Source organism: Stutzerimonas stutzeri (assembly GCF_002909485.1).
Taxonomy (GTDB): Bacteria; Pseudomonadota; Gammaproteobacteria; order Pseudomonadales; family Pseudomonadaceae; genus Stutzerimonas; species Stutzerimonas stutzeri_AH.
In genome coordinates, this window is sequence record NZ_PPXG01000004.1 from 305,629 (window position 1) to 324,526 (window position 18,898).

Consider the following 18,898-nt stretch of genomic DNA (forward strand, 5'->3'; position numbering starts at 1 on the left):
CGATTCAGGGCGCCGGCCTGCATTACTTGAGGATAGACATCCATGCGTATCGATCGATTGACCAGCAAGCTCCAGCTTGCGCTTTCCGATGCCCAGTCCATTGCCGTTGGCCTGGATCACCCTTCCATTGAGCCGCTGCACCTCATGCAGGCATTGCTAGAGCAGCAGGGTGGCTCGATCAAGCCGCTGCTTATGCAGGTTGGCTTCGACATCAACGCCCTGCGGCAGGCGCTGGCCAAAGAGCTGGACCAGTTGCCCAAGCTGCAGAATCCCACCGGCGACATGAACCTGTCCCAGGATCTGGCGCGTCTGCTCAACCAGGCAGATCGCCTTGCCCAGCAGAAAGGTGACCAGTACATCTCCAGCGAGCTGGTGCTGCTAGCTGCGCTGGACAGCAATACGCGGCTAGGCAAGCTGCTGCTGGCGCAGGGTGTCAGCAAGAAGGCGTTGGAAAACGCCATCAGCAATCTACGCGGCGGCGATGCGGTCAACGACCCCAATGCAGAGGAGTCGCGGCAGGCGCTCGACAAGTACACCGTGGACATGACCAAGCGTGCCGAGGATGGCAAGCTCGATCCGGTGATCGGGCGCGACGACGAGATCCGTCGCACCATCCAGGTTCTGCAGCGGCGTACCAAGAACAATCCGGTACTGATCGGTGAGCCGGGTGTCGGCAAGACGGCCATCGTCGAGGGACTGGCCCAGCGCATCGTCAATGGTGAGGTGCCCGATGGGCTCAAGGACAAGCGTCTGCTTGCCCTGGACATGGGCTCGCTGATTGCTGGTGCCAAGTTCCGCGGCGAGTTCGAAGAGCGTTTGAAGGCCGTGCTGAACGAGCTGTCCAAGCAGGAAGGGCGCGTAATCCTGTTCATCGACGAACTGCATACCATGGTCGGCGCAGGCAAGGCCGAAGGCGCCATGGATGCCGGCAACATGCTCAAGCCGGCACTGGCTCGCGGTGAGCTGCACTGCGTGGGCGCTACCACGCTGGATGAGTATCGCCAGTACATCGAGAAAGATGCCGCGCTGGAGCGCCGCTTCCAGAAGATCCAAGTGGACGAGCCGAGCGAGGAGGACACCATTGCCATCCTCCGCGGCCTGAAAGAGCGTTACGAGGTGCACCATGGGGTGACCATCACCGATGGGGCGATCATCGCGGCGGCCAAGCTCAGCCACCGCTATATCACTGACCGGCAGCTGCCGGACAAGGCCATCGACCTGATTGATGAGGCGGGTAGCCGGATCCGCATGGAAATCGACTCCAAGCCGGAAGAGCTGGATCGTCTGGATCGTCGTTTGATTCAATTGAAGATCGAGCGTGAAGCGCTGAAGAAAGAGGACGACGAGGCTACCAAGAAGCGCTTGGCCAAATTGGAAAGTGACATCGCCAAGCTGGAAAGGGAGTATGCCGACCTGGAGGAAATCTGGAAGTCGGAGAAGGCAGAGGTGCAGGGCTCCGCGCAGATCCAGCAGAAGATCGAGCAGGCCAAGGCCGAGCTCGAGACAGCTCGGCGAAAAGGCGATCTGGCGCGCATGGCCGAGCTGCAATACGGCATCATTCCTGATCTCGAGCGCAGCCTGGAGATGGTCGACCAGCATGGCAAGAAAGAGAATCAGCTTCTGCGCAACAAGGTAACCGACGAAGAAATCGCTGAGGTGGTCTCCAAGTGGACCGGCATCCCGGTTTCTAAGATGCTCGAAGGCGAGCGTGACAAGCTGTTGCGCATGGAAGACATGCTGCATACGCGCGTCATCGGCCAGCACGAGGCGGTGGTGGCGGTGGCCAATGCCGTGCGCCGCTCGCGTGCCGGTCTCTCCGATCCGAATCGCCCCAGTGGCTCATTCCTTTTTCTCGGCCCGACCGGGGTGGGCAAAACTGAGCTGTGCAAGGCGCTCGCCGAATTCCTCTTCGATACCGAAGAGGCGATGATTCGCATCGACATGTCCGAGTTCATGGAGAAGCACTCGGTGGCTCGCCTAATTGGTGCGCCGCCAGGCTACGTTGGCTATGAAGAGGGTGGTTACCTGACCGAGGCGGTACGCCGCAAGCCCTATTCGGTGGTGCTGATGGATGAGGTGGAAAAAGCCCATCCGGACGTCTTCAACGTGCTGCTGCAGGTGTTGGAGGACGGCCGCCTGACCGACAGTCATGGGCGCACGGTGGATTTCAAGAACACCGTGATCGTGATGACTTCCAATCTTGGGTCGACCCAGATCCAGGAGCTGGTCGGTGACCCAGACGCCCAGCGCGCGGCGGTGATGGATGCGGTATCGCACCACTTCCGGCCAGAGTTCATCAATCGCATCGACGAGGTGGTGGTGTTCGATCCGCTGGCTCGCGAGCAGATCGCCGGCATTGCCGAGATACAGTTGGGGCGTCTGCGCAAGCGGCTGACCGAGCGCGAGCTGAGTCTGGAGCTCAGCCAGGAGGCGATGGACAAGCTGATCGCCGTTGGCTACGACCCGGTGTATGGTGCGCGGCCGCTTAAGCGGGCTATCCAGCGCTGGATCGAGAACCCACTGGCGCAGCAAATACTCTCGGGGCAGTTCGCGCCGGGCAGTAGCGTCAAGGGACGAGTCGAAGGCGACCAGATCGTCTTCGACTGAGCGATCCACCTATCCGCAAGGCGGTAACCGCCTTGCGGATGATGCGTGATGGAGCGCAGTTTTTGGGCGCATCGCCGGGTGAACGCAAACTGTTGTCATGAATCGCATTTTTAGGGTTGACAGCAGAGCCGGGAACCGTAAAATGGCGCGCCTCTGAGGTGGTAACGTAACGCCAAGGAGCTGGAATTGTAGTTGTTCCGCGATAGCTCAGTCGGTAGAGCAAATGACTGTTAATCATTGGGTCCCAGGTTCGAGTCCTGGTCGCGGAGCCAAATTCCAATCGGGGTATAGCGCAGTCCGGTAGCGCGCCTGCTTTGGGAGCAGGATGTCGGGAGTTCGAATCCCCCTACCCCGACCATTTTTGGGTCGTTAGCTCAGTTGGTAGAGCAGTTGGCTTTTAACCAATTGGTCGTAGGTTCGAATCCTACACGACCCACCATAGGAGCTTCTCAGGAAGCATAAAAAGCTGGATGCCCTCACGGGTATCCAGCTTTTTTTTTGGGGGCTGCGGCTATGTGGTCCGGTGTTGAAGGCGCACCCGCAAAGGTGCGCCTTCTCTCCATCAGTGGAGCTTCAGGCGTGGCTCGGTGCTGCGGCTGAGCTTGTCGCCCAGCATCATCAGCAGGGTGCGTGGGATGCCGTAGAGCGCAATCTGGTGCATGCGATACAGCGAGATATAGAACATCCTTGCCAGCCAGCCTTCGAGCATGACGTTGCCGGTCAGGTTGCCCATCAAGTTGCCTACGGCTGAGAAGCTCGACAGTGAGATCAGCGAGCCATAGTCCTTGTAGCGATAGGTTGGCAGTGGCTTGCCTTCCAGGCGGTTACGAATTGAGCGGGCCAGCATCGAGGCCTGCTGGTGGGCCGCCTGAGCGCGGGGCGGGACGTTGCGGTCGCTATCCGGCTGGGGGCAGGCGGCGCAATCGCCAAACGCGAAGATGTTCTCATCACGGGTGCTCTGCAGGGTGGGTTCCACGACTAGCTGGTTGATGCGTGTGGTTTCCAGTCCATCAAGCTCGTGAAGGAAGCCTGGCGCTTTGATCCCGGCGGCCCAGACCTTGAGGCTGGCCGGGACGAACTCGCCCTGTTTCGTATGCAGACCTTCGGCAGTGACTTCGCTGACTGCTGAGCCGGTGAGAACCTTGACGCCCAGCTCGAGCAGGGTTTGGTGCACGGGCTGGCTGATGCGCTCGGGCAAGGCCGGCAGCACTTTTGGGCCGGCTTCGATCAGGGTGATCTTGACGTCTTCTGGCTTGATGCCATCCAGTCCGTAAGCGGCAAGCTCCTTGGCGGCGTGTAGCAGCTCTGCGGCGAGCTCCACGCCAGTGGCGCCGGCGCCGACGATGGCCATGCTGATCTCGCTTGAGGCACCCTCACCTGCATGCGCCTTCATGTAATGGCTCAGTAGCTGCCGGTGAAAGCGCTCGGCCTGCTCACGGGTGTCGAGGAAAATACAATGCTCGGCAGCGCCGGGCGTGCCGAAGTCGTTTGTCGTACTGCCGACCGCAATTACCAGAGTGTCGTAGTTCAGCGCGCGCGAAGGCACGAGTTCTACGCCGAACTCGTCGCGAGTGGCCTCAAGTCGAATGCACTTGCTGGCTCGATCCAGGCCCGCCATACGGCCCATCTGAAACTCGAAATGGTTCCATTTGGCCTGGGCGACGTAGTTGAGTTCGTCTGCAGACGAATTCAGCGAGCCCGCGGCGACTTCGTGCAGCAGCGGCTTCCAGATATGTGTGAGGTTGGCGTCGACCAGGGTGATTCGCGCTTTGCCGCGTTTGCCCAGGGTCCTACCCAGGCGGGTAGCAAGCTCCAGGCCGCCGGCGCCGCCGCCGACGATTACGACTCGATGTGACATGGGATTGACTCATAGCTGCAAGGAAATCGGCGGGGCGGCCAGGCGAGCGGGGCTCAAAGCACAAGGCGGCTCAAGAGGCGGCTCAGCAGGCCGAGCCCGATCACTACGACCACCACCAGAAGCAGCAAGAGCCAGGGCCGAAAAGGCTGGCGTTCGACTTGGTGCTGGGGCGCGCGGAGGTATTCGTCAACGCGCTGCTGGTCTTCGGGCTTCAGGCGGCTTGGCATAGGCACCTCGAATGGGATGCAGGCATTCTAGCTGCGCCGGGTCAAAAGCCAAGCGTGAAGTGCGGCGTTTCGCCGCGCGAGGGCTGAGCATGCCAGACGGCATGCTCTCCGTGCGGGTCAGGTGTTCTTCAGTTTGCGCAGGTTGCCGATTACCGACTCAAGCGCGCGATCGAACAGAAGGGTGTCGTTGAGCAGTCGAATCGCGCCGCGCTGAAACTCCGTTGCCAGGCCCATGCGGGTCTTTTCCAAGACTTTCATGCCGGTGCGGTTGACGAAAATATACTTGCCGGTTGGTTTGATCACGGCAGCCAACTTGCAGCGCAGCTTGTGTTCCTCATCTTCCTGGAACTCTACCCAGCTGCCCACGCGCAGGTTATCGACCTGGATCAACGCCTGGTCGTTATCCGGCAGGCTGATCTCCGGCTCCTGTTCGCGGCTCTCTCCAGGCGCTAGCAGCACAATCTCATCGACCACTTCGACCATGGCGGGTGCTGAGCTGGTCGTTACGGCTTGCGTTGCAGGATCGTCGCCGTTCGGGTCGCTCTGCGGTTGCTGAATACGCTGAAGGGTCTGAACGTGAAGTGCTTCGAGCTGGGTGAAAAAGTCGCCCGTCGAGAAGGGGTCGAAAGCAGCGCTGACCAGTCCATCACGCAATGCTTTGAGCAGGCTTGGCACCAACTCCAGCAGGCGTGCCCGTGACTCGTCATCTTCATGTGGGGTAACGCTCCACACCAGGTCATCCATGGTGTCGAGAGCTGCCTGCCACTCTTCGGATTGGGTGCCATGTTTCAGACAGGTAAGCAGCAGAACCTTGCTCCAAGCCTCCTGCAGCAAGCGAACCACGACTTCCGGCAGCGTCTTGCCTAGCAGGCGCTGGTTCAGTGCGAATTCCACTTCCTGGCGAGCAATTTCCGCCTTGGCACGGCCCTCTTCGGCATCTCGGGTGCGCTGTTCGAGTAGCTCGCTGCGGCGCCGCTCGTCGCCAATGAAGGCGAGAAAATCTGCCAACAGCTCCGAAAAGATGGCGGGGTCGTCGACGAAATCGTTGAGCAGGCGTGCCACGATCTGCTCGATTTTCTGGTAAAGGCTGTCGCGATGCGCCTCGTCCTGATCGCCCCAGCCCATTGACGCTGACGCGATTTCGTTGAGCAGACGTCGTGCCGGATGGCTACCGCGGCTGAAGAATGTCTTGTCCAACACCGCCACTTTGAGCAGTGGAATCTGCAGGCGGCCGATCAGCGCTTTCAGCGAATCCGGTAGGTTCCGATCATCCAGGATGAATTCGAACAGCATGGAGACCAGGTTGATCACGTCGTCATCGATCTCACCGACTACCCGCGATTTACCACTCTTGGCGCTGACCCTGTTCAGCAGGCTGTCGAGTTGCTGCTGAAGATCGAAATCATCGACGGTTTGCGGTGCGCGCGTCTGCATGTGCGACAGCAGGCGGAGCAGGTCACCGCTGGAGATCGGTATGGCATCGTTGGGGATGTTGCGAGCCGGTAGCGCACTGCTGCCGCGGAGTTCAGAAAGTAGGCTGTGCAACGCACTGAATGCAGCTTCCTGCAGCCCCTCGTCCGCGTGAATGGCGTGGCCAAGCGGTGCCGACGGCGCCTGGCTTCCCGATGGTGCGCCTGGGCGCTGCTGGCGACGCGGCGGAGCTGATTGGAGTTCCGGCAGAATGCCGGCTGCCACTAGTGTTTGATTGGCTTCGGCATATAGCTGGTCGAGGTCGCCGAGTACATATTTCTCGAAGAGCTTGAAGATGATCAGCTTGACCTTGATCTCCACGCCGAGGCTGCTGCTCGCCTCGATGAAATAGTCGCAGAGTGCATGTGGGCCGAGCGGGTTGCTCTTGTCGTCAAGCTTCTTGCTGATCAGCGCGTTCATGCGCGTGGTCAGGTGCCCCAGCGGCTGGGCAGCGCGAGTCATGACCTTGGCGACCATTGTGTCGACCGCAACGGAGGCTTCCAGATCGTCGTTCTGCACCAGGGAGAGGCTATCGAACGAAACCTCATCCATGGCAGGTGGCTTGCCGATCTCGTACTGATTGAGCTTGGCAAACGCCTCGAACAGCTGCTGCAGAAAGCCCCGCTCGATGTTGCGCCGCTTCATGCGAAGGTCGCGCATGGCTTCGAAGAATGCATTCTGCTCGACATTGCTTGTTGCGCGGTCGGCAATCTCGAAGAGCGAGTCGTCGGCATTGTCGAACAGCGACTGCAGAGCCTGGCGCAGCTGCTGTGCAGCCTTGTCGCGCACGCTAATGAGCGCCACGGGCAGTCGGCCTGCCGGTGAAGAAGGCTTGTGCTCAGGGGCGGCCTTGTTCAGCTGCACCACTTTCGCATCGGTTCGCATCGAGACTCTCCTGCGGTCGCCTTGCTTAGGGCGGTCACAACGCCAGATTTAGACAGCGTCTTATAAAAAGGTAACCAAATTTGCAAGGCTAGGCGGAAGGTACCGGGCGAGCCCGCAATCGTGTGCGGGTTTCTTCTGTCGAACCGGATTCTGGCGCAGCATAGCCGAGCGTTTCGATTTTACAACGACACCTCGTCAGCGGGCATCGTCAGCTGGGTGGCGTCAATATTCTTGAAGGGCATTATAAGCATCACTTTGGCATGCCAAGATCAGTTTTTTATTGGACATGACTTGGCTCACAGATACTCGCAGCTTTTCCGCCAAGAGGTAAAAAAAGCCCGCTGACCTGCCTGTCTGAGGTCATCAGGTTGTCGCTGTCGCCAGCGAGTTGAGCCTTTATACTCCGCGCAATCTTGAGGAGTCAGCCATGCCGAATCTAACCCTTGCCGATCTAGCTGCGGAAATCGATGCCAATGTACGCCGAGCGCTCACCGAAGATGTCGGTAGTGGTGACATCACGGCCCAACTAATTCCAGCGGAGCGGTTGGCTCATGCTGCGGTCATCACTCGAGAGGCTGCGGTTATCAGCGGTGTGGCGTGGGTCGACGCCGTCTTTCGTCAGGTTGACCCGCGCGTGGCCGTCCACTGGCAGGTTGCCGATGGCGACAAGGTCGAAGCCGACCGCGTGCTGTTCCACCTCGAAGGCCCCGCGCGCGCGTTGCTCACCGGGGAGCGTAGCGCGCTCAACTTCATGCAGATGCTCTCGGGTGTGGCGACCCGCTGTCGCCACTATGCCGATATGGTGGAGGGGACCGGCGTGCGTTTGCTCGATACGCGCAAGACGATCCCGGGGCTGCGGCTGGCGCAGAAGTATGCTGTCACTTGCGGCGGTTGCCACAATCACCGAATCGGTCTCTACGACGCCTTCCTGATCAAGGAAAACCACATTGCCGCTTGCGGCGGTATCGCCGAGGCGATCGCTGCGGCGCACCGCATCGCGCCCGGCAAGCCGGTCGAAATCGAGGTGGAGAGCCTTGGCGAACTCGAACAGGCACTGGCGGCGGGTGCCGATATCGTCATGCTGGACGAACTCAGCCTGGATGACATGCGTACCGCGGTTGCCATTAACGCGGGCAGGGCCAAGCTGGAGGCGTCAGGCGGTATCAGCGATGAGACGCTACGCAGCGTGGCTGAAACAGGGGTGGATTACATTTCCATCGGCGCGCTGACCAAGCACGTGCATGCCGTGGATCTGTCGATGCGCTTGCGTCAGTAAGGCGGGGAGAGGTTGGCCTGGCGCAGCGGTAGCGCCAGGCAGCTCGGTCAGTGGCGGTTCTTCAAACCGAAGTTCTCGTGCAGCGTACCGGGGGTGTCGTCACCCTTGGGCGCATAGTCCTTCGGTGGCTCGGTGAAGGCCGGCGACGAGAGGCGCTCGCGGGGGCCATTGCTCTCTTCACTGTGCAGCGCCGCCATCAGGCGTTCGCGGGTCTGCTCGTCAAGCGCAAGGCGACTGGCGCCATCGGCCAGGTGATCCTGGATATCCTGATAGTTGTTGGTCAGTTTGCGCAGCAGGCTGGCAGTGGTGTTGAAGTGGGTAACCACTTCACTCTGATAGGTGTCGAAACGCTCTTGCAGGTCATCGACCTGACGCTGTGTGCGGTTTGGTGCGCTGCTGCGTGCCACCAGATAACCGATGGCGATGCCGGCGATCAGGCCGACGATCGGGAGCAACCAGGTCGCGAGGGTCTGTTCCACGAGTCCTTCCTCTATATAAACGGCTGTGCTTACGTTAACGTCTCGTACCTGCTCTGTATACCGCGACGCGAGGCGGCGGTTATTGGCAGCTAGTTAGCAAGACGAGTCGACTCGTCCCAAGGTCACGGAGTTCCTGCTTTGTTGAAACGTGAAACCCCTCTCTCTCTCGACGGCCCCTGCGGGCCGCTTGAAGCGCTGTACTTCGATCAACCGCAGCCCACCGGGCTGGCACTGATCTGCCATCCGAACCCGGTCAAGGGCGGCACCATGCTGAACAAAGTGGTCTCGACTCTGCAACGCACTGCGCGTGACGCCGGCTATTGCACGTTGCGCTTCAATTATCGCGGTGTCGGCGCTAGTGCCGGCGCGCACGATATGGTCGAGGGCGAGGTGGATGACGCCCAGGCTGCGCTGAGCTGGCTTCGGCAGCAATACCCTGACCTTCCGTTGACGCTGCTGGGCTTCTCATTCGGTGGTTTCGTCGCCGGCAGTCTGGCATCACGGCTGGAGTCAGAAGGGCAGAAAGTGCAGCGCCTGCTGATGGTGGCACCAGCTGTATCACGGCTGAACAGCCTGTCGCTGGCTGACGACTGCCAACTCACCATCATCCAGCCAGGGCAGGATGAGGTGATCGATGCCGAGTCGGTGTATGCCTTCTCCGCCGCTCTGCAGCACCCCCACGAACTGCTGAAAGTGGCAGAATGCGGCCACTTTTTTCACGGCAAGCTGGTTGAATTGAAAGAGCTGGTCGCGCCGCGCCTCTAGCCGCTGCTTTCGTTCTTCAGTGCCTAACGATCGAGATACAGCTGAATGACTACCCGAATCCTTACCGGCATCACGACTACCGGCACGCCGCACTTGGGCAACTATGCCGGTGCGATTCGTCCGGCAATCCTGGCCAGCCGTGATGCGGCGGCCGACTCCTTTTATTTCCTGGCTGACTACCACGCGCTGATCAAGTGCGACGACCCACAGCGCATCCAACGCTCGCGTCTGGAAATTGCTGCGACCTGGCTGGCATGTGGACTCGATGCCGAACGTGTGACCTTCTATCGTCAGTCCGATGTGCCGGAAATCCCCGAGTTGACCTGGCTGCTCACTTGCGTCACTGCCAAAGGGCTGCTCAATCGCGCCCATGCCTATAAGGCTTCGGTGGACAAGAACGTCGAGAGTGGCGAAGACCCGGATGCTGGCGTAACCATGGGGCTCTACAGTTACCCGGTGCTGATGGCGGCGGACATCCTCATGTTCAACGCGCACAAGGTGCCGGTCGGTCGCGACCAGATCCAGCACGTGGAAATGGCTCGCGACATCGCCCAGCGCTTCAATCATCTGTTCGGTAACGGCCGCGAGTTCTTTACCCTGCCCGAAGCGGTGATCGAAGAGGGCGTGGCCACGCTGCCCGGTCTGGACGGGCGCAAGATGTCCAAGAGCTATGACAACACCATCCCGCTGTTCGGCAGTGCCAAGGAGCTCAAGGGCGCAATCGCGCGCATCGTCACCGACTCCCGGCTGCCAGGCGAGCCGAAGGACCCCGATAACTCGCACCTGTTCACGCTGTACCAGGCCTTCTCCACGGCGCAGCAGCAGGCCGAATTCCGCCAGGAGCTGATCGACGGGCTGGCCTGGGGCGATGCCAAGCAGCGTCTATTCGAGCTGCTCGACAACGAGTTGGGCGCGGCCCGGGAGCTGTATCACCAGCTGATCGCCAAGCCTGCCGAGCTGGAGGACATTCTTCAGGCTGGTGCCGCCAAGGCACGCGGGATCGCCACGCCATTTCTCGGCGAGCTGCGTGAGGCTGTGGGCCTGCGCAACTTCCGTAGCGAAGTTAAAAGTGCAGCGCCAGCCAAGAAGAAGTCCAGCAAGGTGGCGCGGTTCGCCAGCTTCCGCGAGGCCGACGGCGCGTTCCGCTTTCGTTTCTTCGCGCCCGACGGCGAGGAGCTGCTGCTGTCCCGTCCGTTGAGCAATCCGAAGGCGATTGGCAGTCTGACTCAGCGTTTGATTGCAGGTGGCCCGGATGCTCTGGAACTTCGCGAGGACGAAGGCGATCAATTTACCCTGTGGCTGAACGACGAATGCATCGCCGATAGCCCCCGCTTTGAGAACGCCGAAGCGCTCGACGCCGCCATGCTGCGGGTGCGCGAGGCGCTGGCCACGCTCGTCGAGTAATGCGCTGCTGCCTGGGCGAAACGCACCGCGAGGCTGCGTTCCGCTGCCTCGCGGCTATCTCCATGAACGGGTGAGCCAGGAGGGCTGACGCTTGAACGACCTGAGTAAATTGCCAACCACCGAGGGCGCGGCTAAAGTGTCGGCCCCGTTTCACTACCCAGACTCCGCCATGACTCCTCTTGAGCGCTATCAGGCCGACCTGAAACGTCCTGACTTTTTCCACGATGCCGCCCAGGAAAACGCGGTGCGTCACCTGCAGCGTCTGTACGACGATCTGGTGGCCGACGATCGCAGCAAGAGCGGCCTGTTCGGCAAGCTGTTCGGCAAGAAACAGCCGGAACCGATCAAGGGCGTCTATTTCTGGGGTGGCGTCGGCCGTGGCAAAACCTACCTGGTCGACACCTTCTTCGATGCGCTGCCGTTCGAGCGGAAGACGCGCACGCACTTCCATCGTTTCATGAAGCGCGTCCATGAAGAGATGAGGACCCTCAAGGGGGAGAAGAACCCACTGACCATCATCGGCAAGCGTTTCGCCGACGAGGCCCGGGTGATCTGCTTCGACGAGTTCTTCGTTTCCGATATCACCGACGCGATGATCCTTGCAACTCTGCTCGAGGAGCTGTTCAAGAACGGCGTCAGCCTGGTGGCAACCTCCAACATTGTGCCGGACGGCTTGTACAAGGATGGCCTGCAGCGTGCGCGCTTCCTGCCGGCGATCGAGCTGCTGAAGAAACACACCGAAATCGTCAACGTCGATAGCGGTATCGATTATCGCCTGCGCGCGCTGGAGCAGGCCGAGCTGTATCACTTCCCGCTGGATGCCGAGGCCGAGCTGAGCCTCGAGAAGAGTTTCCGCAGCCTGCTGACGGAAAACTGCAAGGTGCAGGAGAACGAGGCGCTGATGATCGAGAACCGCGAGATCATGGCGCGCAAGGTTGCCAACGATGTCGCCTGGTTCGATTTCCGCGCGTTGTGCGATGGCCCGCGTAGCCAGAATGACTACATCGAACTGGGCAAGATCTTCGACGCCGTGCTGGTTTCCAATATCGAGCAGATGAACGTGGCCAAGGACGACATGGCGCGCCGTTTCATCAATATGGTCGACGAGTTCTACGACCGTAACGTCAAACTGATTCTTTCCGCCGAGGTCGAGCTCAAGGACCTGTATGCCGGCGGTCGTCTGGAGTTCGAATTCCAGCGGACCCTGAGTCGCCTGCTGGAGATGCAGTCACACGAGTATCTTTCGCGGCCGCACAAGCCCTGACATGGTGCCTGGCCGCGGGATTGGAATCCTCGCGGCCAAGGTTCTGCATCCTAGTCCATTCCCAAGCCCAAGCCGCGGCAGCCGTGCGCGACTATGGCGCCGCCCCAGTCAATGCTCCTGCTTCGCCCACTTTACGCGTCAGGACGGTATTTCTGCCTGTAGTGATTGGGCGACAGCTCGGTGTGCTGCCGGAACAGTCGGGCGAAGAAGCTGGCATCGTCGTAGCCCACCTCGTAACTGATCGTCTTGATGCTCTTGCCGGTGGTGGCGAGCAAGCTCTTCGCCGTCTCTATACGCAGCCGTTGCAAATAGTGCAGCGGCTTGTCACCGGTAGCGGCCTGAAAGCGACGCATGAAATTGCGAATGCTCATGCCATGCTGGCGGGCCACGTCCTCGAAGCGAAACTTCTCGGCGAAGTTCGCTTCCAGCCACTCCTGGATCTGCAGGATTCGCGTATCCAGATGCAGCTTCTGTCCACCGAAACCCAGTCGTCCGGGACTGTAGCTGCGTTGCAGTTCGAACAGCACATCGCGGGCCATGCCTTGGGCGACGTGTGCACCACAGAAGCGCTCAACCAGATACATGTACAGGTCGCAAGCTGACGTCGTGCCGCCTGCGCAGTAGAGGTTGTCGCTATCGGTGAGGTGTTTGTCGGCGCTGAAGTGCACGCCTGGGAAACGTTCGGCGAAGTCATTGGCAAACCGCCAATGAGTGGTCGCCTCACGGCCTTCCAATAGGCCAGCCTGAGCCATCCAGAACACCCCGGTGGCTTCGCCGCAAATGACGCTGCCGGCGGCATGCTGCTCGCACAACCAGGGCGCTACTGCAGGGTACTGCGCGCAGAGCGCGTCGAAATCTCCCCAATACGCTGGGAGGATCACCATGTCGGCCCTGTCCAACGAGCCATCCACCGCGATGGGAGTGCCGCTGAAGGTTTTTACTGCTTGTCCGTCCGGGCTGACCAGGCGGGTTTCGAAGGCTGGCGTGAGGTCAAGGCCAAGCTGCTTGCCGTAGCGCAGGCTGGCCATGTGAAAGAAGTCTTTGGCTTGCATGAGCGTCGAGGCGAAAACCCCTTCGGTGGCAAGTATGCTGACGTGCTGGATCGAGGCGAGCTTGGGCATGCGATTCTAATTATTGTGGTGGAGTAACAGGGTAAAACTGCCGCGTGGCGGCTGGAGCGTCCTATTTTTTCGCGACACTGTCCAGCCTGAACTGAGTCGATGCGGCTGAACCGTAGCAGCGCTCGGGCGTCGAACCGCTGATCTACAGGAGCGAAATATGAACGAAATCCGTCAATATCCGGCCGACCCTTTCGGTGATTGGGATGGCAGCCCGGCAGCGGCGCGAGCGATGCAGCAGACGTTGGCCACGCAGGTGCGGTTGCAGGATGACTTCCCGCCGTTGCGCTTGATTGCGGGGGTGGATGTCGGCTTCGAGGAGGGTGGCAGCATTACGCGAGCGGCGGCGGTGCTGCTGGATGCCGATACGTTGGAGCTGGTCGGCAGCAGCCTGGCGCGAATCCCGACGAACATGCCCTATATCCCCGGTTTGCTGTCGTTTCGCGAGTTGCCGGCCGTGCTGCAGGCGCTGGGCGAGCTGCCCGCGGTTCCCGATCTGATCTTCTCCGATGGCCACGGTATTGCACATCCCCGGCGTCTTGGCATCGCCGCGCACTTGGGCGTGGTGACCAGTTTGCCCACCATCGGCGTGGCGAAGAAGCTGCTTACAGGCGAGCATGATGAGCTCGATCTTATGCGTGGTGCGCAGGTAGAGCTGCGCGACAAGAAGACTGGCGAAGTGATCGGCTGCGTGCTGCGCAGCAAGGACAAGGTCCGGCCGCTGATCATTTCCCCTGGCAACCGTGTGAGCATCGCCACCGCGCCGCAACTGGTGATGCGTTATCTGACGCGCTATCGCCTGCCAGAGCCGACACGCCTGGCCGATCGCCTCGCCTCGCGCCGAGAGGAGAAGGCTGCAGCGCGTCGCCTCGGTCCTGCCGGGTAGCCTGCGCCGCCCAACGGCTTGTAACCGGGTTTGCCGAAGGGCTTGGCTTTGCTTGCAGGCGGCCTCTCGCAGGCGATAGCCTGCGGGCCTGATGTCAGCATGGACCTCACGATGAATCTGGATTCTGCCACCGGCTGGTGCCACGGCGTCCTTCACTGCCCGTCGCCGAACTTCAATCAGCGCCCGGCAGGCGAAATCTCCCTGCTGGTAATTCACAACATCAGCCTGCCACCGGGGCAGTTCGGTACTGGCAAGGTTCAGCAGTTCTTTCAGAATGGCCTGCAGTGCAGCGAGCATCCTTTCTTCGAGGAGATTGCCGAGCTGCGAGTATCGGCGCATTTCCTCATCGAGCGTGATGGCGCGATCACTCAGTTCGTCTCCTGTCTGGATCGCGCCTGGCATGCCGGGATTTCCTGCTTCGACGGGCGCGAGAGCTGCAACGACTTCTCCATCGGTATCGAGTTGGAGGGGACTGATCACGAACCATTCAGCGAGGCGCAGTACCAGGCGCTGATTGATCTTTGTCGGGTACTGCAGCGTGCCTATCCCGCGATCACTCCCGAGCGGGTCTGCGGACACAGCGATATCGCGCCGGAACGCAAGACCGACCCCGGCCCGGCGTTCGACTGGCAACGGCTGCGTGTGGCCTCCATTACCTGCTGACGAAAGGAACGGATGATGAGTTTTCTGGTGATTCTGCTGGTGCTGCTGGTGGAGAAATTCTCCGATTGGCGGCCAAGACTGCAGCACGACGGCCCATGGCTGGCGCGGCTGCGTCAAGTCGAGGCCAGCTCGCGCATGCAGCAGGCACCCTGGTTGGCGTTACTGGTGCTGGTGTTGCTGCCAGTGGTGCTGTTGGGCTTGCTGCTGGCGGCGCTGGAGCCTTTGGCCTATGGCTGGCTGAGCCTGCCGCTGCACCTGCTGGTGCTACTCTATAGCCTCGGTCGCGGTCATGCGAAGGCTGAACTCGGTGCGTTCCGTGATGCGTGGCGGCGCGGCGATCAGGAAGCGGCGGCGTTGGCTGCCGAGCGTGACGTCGGCTTGCAGGAGCAGGACCCGCCCAGCCTGATGCATGCAGTGCAGACGCGCCTGCTGTGGAAGAGTTACGAGGGCTTTTTCGCGGTGATCTTCTGGTACTTGCTGCTCGGACCAGTGGCTGCGCTGGCTTACCGTCTGCTTTCGCTCTGTGCCGAACATGCCGAGCGAGAGGCATTGCGCGAGCGAGCCGAACAGCTGCGACATGCCTTCGATTGGTTGCCGGTGCGGGTGCTGCTTGGCAGTTTTGCGCTGGTTGGCAACTTCGTCGCCGTCAACCGAGCCCTGCTGCATGAGTTGCTGAGCTGGGATGTGCCTGCGCGTCGGCTGTTGGCTGATGCAGGCCCACTGGCCGCCGACCTGCCGCCTTCGATTGAGGGCGAGACAGGCATTGCCCGGCTCGATGCGATTGCCGCGTTGCTGGTGCGCACGCGGGTGTTCTGGTACGCCGCGATCGCGGTCTGGACGATCCTCGCTTGAATAGCGCTCGCTGCGGTCAGCTCTGAATAGCTCGTCATAAAGTCGCTGTATGGTCGTGCCCCCCTTGCTGCGCCGCAACCCTCAGGCCAGACGCCTCGCGCGTTCGATGACCGGCGCTTGCCTGCTGGCCATCATTTGGCTATTACCTTAAGTTACAAAAGCATCAACCGATATCCCGTATAACCCGGGCAGATGACATCCTCTGACGAGCCCTGCTACGCGCTGCAATAGCGTGTAAGCCAATACCAATAAAATTGGGAGACGTCGTGTGAATAGCCTGTTGTATCCCGCGATTGCGTTCATGAACCGCCTGAGCTTCGGCATGAAGTTCAGCTTGGTCAGCGTCCTTTTTTTCGTTCCCATGTTGCTGAGCAACTATTACCTGGTGCGTGATTCGTACCGGGAATTCGTCGGCACAAGAACCGAGCTGCAGAGCCTGGATCTGCTTGGTTCTACCCTGCAGGTGCGGCGCAGCATGGAAGACTGGCTGGACCTCGTGCGCATCGAGTCGGTCATTGGTCAGGCCGGCAATGTCGCAGCCCTCGCTTCCGGCCTGAAAAGGGTTGAAGGCGAGCTGCTTACCCAGCTTCAGGCGCTCGTGCCGGTGGGTGATGTGGCAGAGCAGATCGCCGAGTTCAACACCCGTCGCGATGAGTTGGTGGCAGGGCTGAGCGCAGCGCAGGCTGAGCAATCGCTGCAGTCCAAGGCAGCCATGGCCGAAACGCTGCTGGGCCACACACAGGTGATGATCAAGCTGGTGGCCGGGCAATCCGGGCTCAGTCAGGACGTCGCGCGTGAGGTGCGCTTGCTGGCCGAGTTGCTGACCACGGTCACACCAGCCATTAGCGCATCGCTGGGCCAGGGGCGCGCCGTGGGTTCCTATACCTTTGGCCAGGGCTACCTCAATTCCGACGCCAGCAATACGCTGGACAACCTTGTGCTGGAGCTGGAAAAGCAGCAGGTACAGTACGCAGCGCAGCTGCAGGACGCGCTCGGCGCGAGCGCAGCGGCGCGTAGTCGGCTTGAGTCGTTTGCCACCGCCAGCCGTGAGTCGCTGCAGGCGAGCAGCGATATCCTGCAGGACGAGGTGATCATGGCGGAGGCGCTCGATCGCCCGTGGGAGCAGTTCTACGAGCGCATCAGTGCGCAGATGGCCAAGACCTATCAGTTGAACGACGCCATTCTCGATGTCCTCGCGGTGCAGCTGGTCGAACGACTGGAGGAGAAACGCCTGCTGATGACTTTGCTGCTTTCGGCACTGGCTGTCGTGCTGTTCCTCGTCGCTTACCTGTACGCGGGGTTCTATGCCTCTACTCGTGCATCGCTGCGTAGCCTCGGTGAGATCATGGGCAAGGTCGCCGGCGGCGACATGACCGTGCGCTATCAGGTGCAAAGTCGCGACGAGCTGGGGGAGTTGGGTCAGGTATTCAATACCACCGTGGCGCAGATCCGCGAGTTGATCGAGCGAGTCGGCCAGACGGTCGCTGAGGTCGAGCGTCAGGCGCAGCGGGTCGAAAGCGTCTCCGGTGAGAGCAACCAGACGGTGTCCGAGCAGCGCGGCCAGATCGAGCAGGTGGCTACGGCTATGAACGAAATGTCCGCCACCGCCCAGGAGGTCGCCAGCAGTGCCGAGGCGGCGGTAGGCAGCGCGCAGAGTGTCAATCAGGAGACCGTCAGCGGTCGGGCGCTGGTGGTGGCCCAGGTCGGCGGTATTCAGCGTCTGGCCGGTGAGATCGAGCAGTCGGTGCAGGTGATCAACCAACTGGCCGGCGACAGCAAGTCGATCAGCCAGGTGCTGGACGTGATCAAGACCATCGCCGAGCAAACCAACCTGTTGGCACTCAATGCCGCTATCGAGGCGGCGCGCGCCGGTGAGCAGGGCCGCGGTTTCGCCGTTGTCGCCGATGAAGTACGCGGGCTGGCGCAGCGGACGCAGAAATCCACCGCGGAAATCGAGCAGATGATCGCGCGCCTGCAAAACGGAGTCGGCGCAGCGGTCAGTGCCATGCATGCCAGTCAAGCGTTGGCGGAAGGCACGGTCGGGCAGTCGGCGCAGGTGGAGCAGGCGCTGGAAAACATCCTCGGTGCAGTAGGGCAGATTGTTGATCAGAACCAGCAGATTGCGGCGGCAGCGGAGCAGCAGACGGCCGTTGCTCACGATATCGATCGCAACATCGTTGCCATAAATGAGGCTGGTCAGCGCACTGCCGAAGGTGCCGGTCACACCGAGCAGGCGAGTCGCGAACTGTCGCAGCTGGTCGGGCGCCTACAGCAACTGATCGGTGCGTTTCGCGTCTGAGCCAGTGCTGCCGCAGGTTTCTCAGGCCTGCGGCCAGCCAAACAGCTCGCAGCTGTTGCGATAGCTCGCGGCAGCCAGTTCTTCGGCGCTAATGCCTTTCAAGTCGGCGAGCATTCGGCAGATTTCCGGCAACAGCTCCGGGCTGTTGCGCTCACCGGCATGGCCCGCAGGCGGGATGTCCGGTGAGTCGGTTTCCAGCACGATGGCGTCCAGCGGCAGTTGTTTCAACACCCGATGCATCCGCAGCGCCTGCGGCCAAGTGCCGGCGCCACCGAGGCCCAGCTTGAAGCCCAGACGCAGGTATTCCTGAGCCTCTTCCCAGCTGCCACTGAAAGCGTGCACGACGCCGGTGCGCTTCAGCTTGTGCCGTTTGAGCATGGCGATCATCGGTGCATGGGCGCGGCGCACATGCAGCAGTACTGGCAATTCGAACTCCGCCGCCAGTGTCAGCTGCGCCTCGAGCAATTGATGTTGCCGCTCTATGTCGGGGTCTTCGATGTAGTAGTCCAGGCCGATTTCGCCAATGGCGCAGAGCTTGGATTCACCGCGTAATCGGTTCAGCCAGCCGCGCAGCTGCTCCACGTGCTCGTCGCGGTGCTCGTCGATAAAGATTGGGTGCAATCCCAGGGCGGCGTAAGCGGCCGGTTGTACACAGGCCAGATGCCAGACCCGTTCCCAGTTCGGCTCGTGCACACCGAGCACCACGATGCGCTGCACCCCGGCAGCCTGGCTGCGGGAGAACACCTCGGCGCGGTCGTCATCGAACATCTCGAAGTCGAGGTGGGTATGGGTGTCGATCAGCTGCACGAGCAGACTCCGTGGTCAGCGGTGGAAGGGATGTAATG

General features: G+C 61.0%; 15 protein-coding genes and 3 tRNA genes. 12 read left to right on the forward strand and 6 right to left on the reverse strand.

Going from position 1 to position 18,898, the window contains the following annotated elements; all coding sequences use genetic code 11:
* Positions 1 to 42: 42 nt before the first annotated feature.
* The 4 genes from clpB (at position 43) to CXK91_RS11765 (ending at position 3,046) form a co-directional block, all read left to right on the forward strand.
* Positions 43 to 2,607 (forward strand): ATP-dependent chaperone ClpB, encoded by a 2,565-nt coding sequence (gene clpB / locus CXK91_RS11750; protein WP_103456248.1) that lies wholly within the window; start codon positions 43 to 45, stop codon positions 2,605 to 2,607.
* A 196-nt stretch (positions 2,608 to 2,803) separates the two neighbouring features.
* Positions 2,804 to 2,879, forward strand: a tRNA-Asn gene (locus CXK91_RS11755).
* A gap of 9 nt (positions 2,880 to 2,888) precedes the next feature.
* Positions 2,889 to 2,965 (forward strand) — tRNA-Pro (locus CXK91_RS11760).
* 5 nt (positions 2,966 to 2,970) lie between these two features.
* Positions 2,971 to 3,046: transfer RNA gene (locus CXK91_RS11765), tRNA-Lys, on the forward strand.
* A gap of 123 nt (positions 3,047 to 3,169) precedes the next feature.
* Here CXK91_RS11765 and CXK91_RS11770 read toward each other — a convergent pair.
* The 3 genes from CXK91_RS11770 to CXK91_RS11780 form a co-directional block, all read right to left on the reverse strand.
* Positions 3,170 to 4,465, reverse strand: a complete 1,296-nt coding sequence (locus CXK91_RS11770; RefSeq protein ID WP_103456249.1) for an NAD(P)/FAD-dependent oxidoreductase — start codon at positions 4,463 to 4,465, stop codon at positions 3,170 to 3,172.
* A gap of 53 nt (positions 4,466 to 4,518) precedes the next feature.
* A complete protein-coding gene (locus tag CXK91_RS11775; protein ID WP_103456250.1) occupies positions 4,519 to 4,692 on the reverse strand; it encodes a DUF3094 family protein in 174 nt (57 codons plus the stop codon).
* A gap of 117 nt (positions 4,693 to 4,809) precedes the next feature.
* A complete protein-coding gene (locus CXK91_RS11780; protein WP_103456251.1) occupies positions 4,810 to 7,047 on the reverse strand; it encodes a DUF1631 domain-containing protein in 2,238 nt (745 codons plus the stop codon).
* Positions 7,048 to 7,474: 427 nt separating this feature from the next.
* Here CXK91_RS11780 and nadC point away from each other — a divergent pair, with 427 nt between their 5' ends.
* Entirely contained in the window at positions 7,475 to 8,323 is an 849-nt protein-coding gene (gene nadC / locus CXK91_RS11785) for a carboxylating nicotinate-nucleotide diphosphorylase (RefSeq protein WP_103456252.1), read from the forward strand.
* 47 nt (positions 8,324 to 8,370) lie between these two features.
* Here the strand turns inward: nadC and CXK91_RS11790 are convergent, their stop codons facing one another.
* On the reverse strand, positions 8,371 to 8,802 hold the full coding sequence (locus CXK91_RS11790) for a YhcB family protein (RefSeq protein WP_103456253.1): 432 nt from the start codon (positions 8,800 to 8,802) through the stop codon (positions 8,371 to 8,373).
* Between the two features lie 138 nt (positions 8,803 to 8,940).
* On the opposite strand from CXK91_RS11790, the gene CXK91_RS11795 reads away from it, so the two are divergent.
* From CXK91_RS11795 to zapE, 3 genes are all read left to right on the forward strand, one after another.
* Positions 8,941 to 9,567, forward strand: a complete 627-nt coding sequence (locus tag CXK91_RS11795) for an alpha/beta hydrolase (protein ID WP_103456254.1) — start codon at positions 8,941 to 8,943, stop codon at positions 9,565 to 9,567.
* A 45-nt stretch (positions 9,568 to 9,612) separates the two neighbouring features.
* Positions 9,613 to 10,971, forward strand: a complete 1,359-nt coding sequence (locus CXK91_RS11800) for a tryptophan--tRNA ligase (protein ID WP_103456255.1) — start codon at positions 9,613 to 9,615, stop codon at positions 10,969 to 10,971.
* Between the two features lie 169 nt (positions 10,972 to 11,140).
* Positions 11,141 to 12,235, forward strand: coding sequence for a cell division protein ZapE (zapE, locus tag CXK91_RS11805; protein ID WP_103456472.1), 1,095 nt, complete (start codon positions 11,141 to 11,143; stop codon positions 12,233 to 12,235).
* Positions 12,236 to 12,366: 131 nt separating this feature from the next.
* Here zapE and CXK91_RS11810 read toward each other — a convergent pair whose 3' ends face one another.
* Positions 12,367 to 13,356, reverse strand: a complete 990-nt coding sequence (locus CXK91_RS11810; RefSeq protein WP_103456256.1) for a GlxA family transcriptional regulator — start codon at positions 13,354 to 13,356, stop codon at positions 12,367 to 12,369.
* 157 nt (positions 13,357 to 13,513) lie between these two features.
* On the opposite strand from CXK91_RS11810, the gene nfi reads away from it, so the two are divergent.
* The 4 genes from nfi (at position 13,514) to CXK91_RS11830 (ending at position 18,053) form a co-directional block, all read left to right on the forward strand.
* On the forward strand, positions 13,514 to 14,239 hold the full coding sequence (gene nfi / locus CXK91_RS11815; protein ID WP_103456257.1) for a deoxyribonuclease V: 726 nt from the start codon (positions 13,514 to 13,516) through the stop codon (positions 14,237 to 14,239).
* Between the two features lie 111 nt (positions 14,240 to 14,350).
* Positions 14,351 to 14,902, forward strand: coding sequence for a 1,6-anhydro-N-acetylmuramyl-L-alanine amidase AmpD (gene ampD, locus CXK91_RS11820; RefSeq protein WP_103456258.1), 552 nt, complete (start codon positions 14,351 to 14,353; stop codon positions 14,900 to 14,902).
* A gap of 15 nt (positions 14,903 to 14,917) precedes the next feature.
* Positions 14,918 to 15,754 carry a regulatory signaling modulator protein AmpE gene (gene ampE / locus CXK91_RS11825; protein ID WP_103456259.1) on the forward strand — a complete coding sequence of 279 codons (837 nt, stop codon included), beginning with the start codon at positions 14,918 to 14,920 and terminating at the stop codon, positions 15,752 to 15,754.
* Positions 15,755 to 16,022: 268 nt separating this feature from the next.
* On the forward strand, positions 16,023 to 18,053 hold the full coding sequence (locus CXK91_RS11830; RefSeq protein WP_103456260.1) for a methyl-accepting chemotaxis protein: 2,031 nt from the start codon (positions 16,023 to 16,025) through the stop codon (positions 18,051 to 18,053).
* A gap of 21 nt (positions 18,054 to 18,074) precedes the next feature.
* Here CXK91_RS11830 and CXK91_RS11835 read toward each other — a convergent pair whose 3' ends face one another.
* Entirely contained in the window at positions 18,075 to 18,860 is a 786-nt protein-coding gene (locus CXK91_RS11835; RefSeq protein ID WP_103456261.1) for a TatD family hydrolase, read from the reverse strand.
* Positions 18,861 to 18,898 lie beyond the last annotated feature (38 nt).